The organism is Vibrio sp. L85 (genome assembly GCF_963871815.1).
GTDB lineage: Bacteria > Pseudomonadota > Gammaproteobacteria > Enterobacterales > Vibrionaceae > Vibrio > Vibrio harveyi.
In genome coordinates this window covers 1-355 of sequence record NZ_CAWMYL010000034.1, presented here as the reverse complement: position 1 = coordinate 355, position 355 = coordinate 1, and the positions used below count along the sequence as shown (strand labels likewise).

The 355-nt window shown below is 43.7% G+C and carries 1 protein-coding gene; it reads right to left on the bottom strand.

Going from position 1 to position 355, the window contains the following annotated elements:
* On the bottom strand, positions 1–355 hold a 355-nt coding region (locus AACR11_RS06650; RefSeq protein ID WP_139374602.1), incomplete at both ends, for an IS110 family transposase.

The following is a 355-nucleotide window of genomic DNA, read 5'->3' as shown; positions in this document are numbered from 1 at the left end:
AGTCGATCAAACTTCAGAAGCTTACGTTCGATGTTATCCATATGAAGAAATAGCTCATCGATACAGGTGGTAGCTAAAGCCGGAAGATGAATTTTCATTGCTTCGAATTCATTGCGTAATCGTTCTGGTGATAGCGGAGCAATAACCCCAAACTCAGAGAGTAAGCCTCGAATACGGTTACACACTGACGTTCTTTCTTCATTCAACCCTTGCCTAGCTCGATGTAGGCACTGAATGGATTGCTGTTCTTCAGACTTGATGCTGACAAATCTCATATGAGGTCGTTGAACTGCTTCACAAATCGCTTGAGCGTCAGCTGCGTCATTTTTTCCTGTTCGACCCGACAATCGATAAG